This is a genomic window from Anaerotignum lactatifermentans DSM 14214, from assembly GCF_900142265.1.
GTDB lineage: Bacteria > Bacillota > Clostridia > Lachnospirales > Anaerotignaceae > Anaerotignum > Anaerotignum lactatifermentans.
Genome location: NZ_FRAH01000134.1, coordinates 1 through 2,809, shown reverse-complemented (window position 1 = coordinate 2,809; position 2,809 = coordinate 1). Strand labels below are relative to the sequence as shown.

The 2,809-nt window shown below is 35.8% G+C and carries 3 protein-coding genes; all 3 read right to left on the bottom strand.

Translation table 11 applies throughout. The annotated features are described in order from the left end of the window. Positions 1-50: 50 nt before the first annotated feature. Positions 51-569, bottom strand: coding sequence for a hypothetical protein (locus BUB35_RS17995; protein ID WP_072853987.1), 519 nt, complete (start codon positions 567-569; stop codon positions 51-53). A 17-nt stretch (positions 570-586) separates the two neighbouring features. Next, a complete protein-coding gene (locus tag BUB35_RS17990; protein ID WP_072853985.1) occupies positions 587-2,554 on the bottom strand; it encodes a PcfJ domain-containing protein in 1,968 nt (655 codons plus the stop codon). 21 nt (positions 2,555-2,575) lie between these two features. Beyond that, on the bottom strand, positions 2,576-2,809 hold a 234-nt coding region (locus BUB35_RS19170; RefSeq protein WP_200777631.1), incomplete at its 5' end, for a hypothetical protein.

The window sequence follows — 2,809 nt, the reverse complement described above, 5'->3', positions numbered from 1 at the left end:
ATCATAGAAGAATCTTATTTACAGACTTTTCTTCATACCCTCTTTTTTGTCTACATATTACATATCATATCAAACTTACCTCGATTTACTGGAAACAGTATTTCTCTCACAATTAACATCCAATTTAGAATAGACAGTATATTTTCTAATATCTTTTTGCAGACTTTGTTTTTATCATCCTCATCAAAATTCATTTCCTGAAATGATGAGTATGCCTGCTTTGCCTTATTATATACTTCTATCACTTGGTAATCCTTACTTGAAACTTTGACCTTTTGTGCAATGTACTCTTTTTTGCCATTCTCATTTATTATCACATTGTAAGGAACTATTTCTTTTGCAATCAGTTGGTAATATTCATAGCAGTACTTTTTGAAACCTGCTTCGTGACATTTATTTTTTAAAGACTTTATCATTTCCACAGCAAAGTATAATGCTACATATCGATGTTCTATCTCGCATTTTGCTTCATAAAAACGAGAACTCTCATCGATCCCCATTGCTTCTGCCTTTTGATAGCGTTTCTCATAAGCACGAAAAGTCTTTTGCAAATTTTCAATCTCACTCATAGACTCACCTCACATTATTATGACGCCGCTAAATCCATAAGCTTAAGCTTATTTAAAACTTTCTTTTTATAGGCATTTACAAAGCGTTTCACTTCTTCCGTCTCTTCACAATGACCAAATCCCTGACATTGCATGATTTTTCCATTTTTAACTTCCATAGTATAAAAAGGCTTTTCAAGGTTTGAATTTCTGCGGACAAATAGAATGATTGTTTTGCCGTCAGCTACATCCTGTGTATAGCCGGCAACACAATGGTGGAGACAATGTCCTTCCTCTCGAATAGAAAATAAATCTTTAGGCACCACAATAGACAGCTTTCCATCTGTCCAGGAATAAACCTTTCTGTACTGTTCCAGCAGACTCTTTGCACGTTCATTTTGCAGTTTCATTTTTTTACGTGATTCCTTCTCCCTTAATTTTTGCAGTTCTTCAGCTGCATTATCATGAGCTTTGATCAAATGCTTTGGGAAAAGAACAAAACTATTTTTGATATCATATTGTAATTCTGCAGCAAACTGCAAATAGTCCAGCCATAAACGCATAACAGCAAAAAACGGATGCTGTTGTGTAGCTTTTTCATTGCAGTAGCGTTCCGCCTTATGTAAAGTTGTATATTGCATCAGCGTAAGGATCATATCTACATTATGTTTGTATTTCTCACAAAAAGCTCGAAAGTCTTCCGGTATCTCTCGATACTTCCCAGAGAGCATCTTTTTGTAGGTATTTAGCTCAAAAGAATTCATATCATTGCGCTGTATGAAACGAAACTGTTCTTTTGTTACACCCAGTATCTCCATCAGACTTTTTCCATTTTGATTGTATACCCCGGAGTAATACCAAGATTGTGTTAAATCTTCCACTAGATGATACAGTTTTCCTTTAACCATATACTCTATAAACGGTTTTGAAAGATAGCGCCATAAATATCCGGGAACATTGACTTTAGCTCCTTCGTAACGCTCTGAAAACTGCTTTATAGCACAATATTGATATGGTGTGCCATTTAATATTTTTTCCAAATTCTTTGTATAACAGGCAGTATAATAAAAGGCGTAACCATCTAATCCGTCATACCAATATACCTTGCCTGATTGCTTATAACTCCTCCATTCGTAAGGCAGAGCCTTGTCACCTTCATAAAAAATCCTTTTTAGCTCGGTAACGCTGGTCTTAGGTTCCCTGTACTGCCTTCCATATTCTTTACGGATTGAAAAAAATCTCACAACAAAGCCTTGATCTGTTTTCTGAAAATAAGCTGCCTGTCCGTGATCTAAAATATATTTTGCCCTTCCTTCTGCCAAAAACATAACTTTGCATCCACAGTTTGGACAAAATCCTATTTTTCTGTGTTTTGCACCGCCTACTTTCACTTCGCTGTGGCAATGGGTGCAGTATCCGTCCATAAACTTTTTTCTGCTGTATTTGTAGTAGATATATCTGCTGTGTGCCATTGCTGTTTCGTCAATCCATTCCATAAAGTCTTTTGGCAACTTCTTTATTTCTCTCATTTTTTTGCTTATTACCTTCATTTCTGCCTTATATCGTTTTTTCAAACGAGTATCCATTATCCTTTTCTGAGCTTCCATCAGTTTATTAACCGGCGGAAGTGGCTCTTTTTGGAGATATGCAAAAAAACGATTTATTACTTCAGCGGAGCGGTCATCGCAGCATACAATAGAAATCCCATGATACCATTTGATTTCTATTAAATTCTCTATGCAGCCTGTACGCCATACAGGTTTTTCACCACAAAAATCCTGTGTAATATACTCTTTGTTAGTCATAAAAATGCGGTATGCTGGATGCTTTTCTTCTTTTATCAGCTTTTCCCTCTTATACAAAGAAACTACAAGTATCCTATGATGTGCAATTAAAGCTGTTCTGGCGTGCAAGTAATAGTCTATTTTTTCTATCCTGCACGCTTGGCTCACTGTACTTTTATCTGCTATTTTTATTGGATATCTTTTTAAATCTTTTTTGTCCATTTAAAATCCATCTGCCTTTCTTTAAATCAAAGATAACTGTTCCTGCATAGGCTTTATATCATCATCAGTCTTGGCTGCTTCTGGTGTTGCTACAATAGTGTTCTCTTTTTCTTCCAATTTTGCCTTTGACTTCTTCATAGCAGCCTTTCTCTTTTCTTCCTGTTCTTTGCGCTTTTTTGCCACTTCTTCCTGACGTCTTTTTTCCGTTTCTTTTCGTTCCTGTTCTATCTTTTCAAAAACGGCTTCATCTGTCAG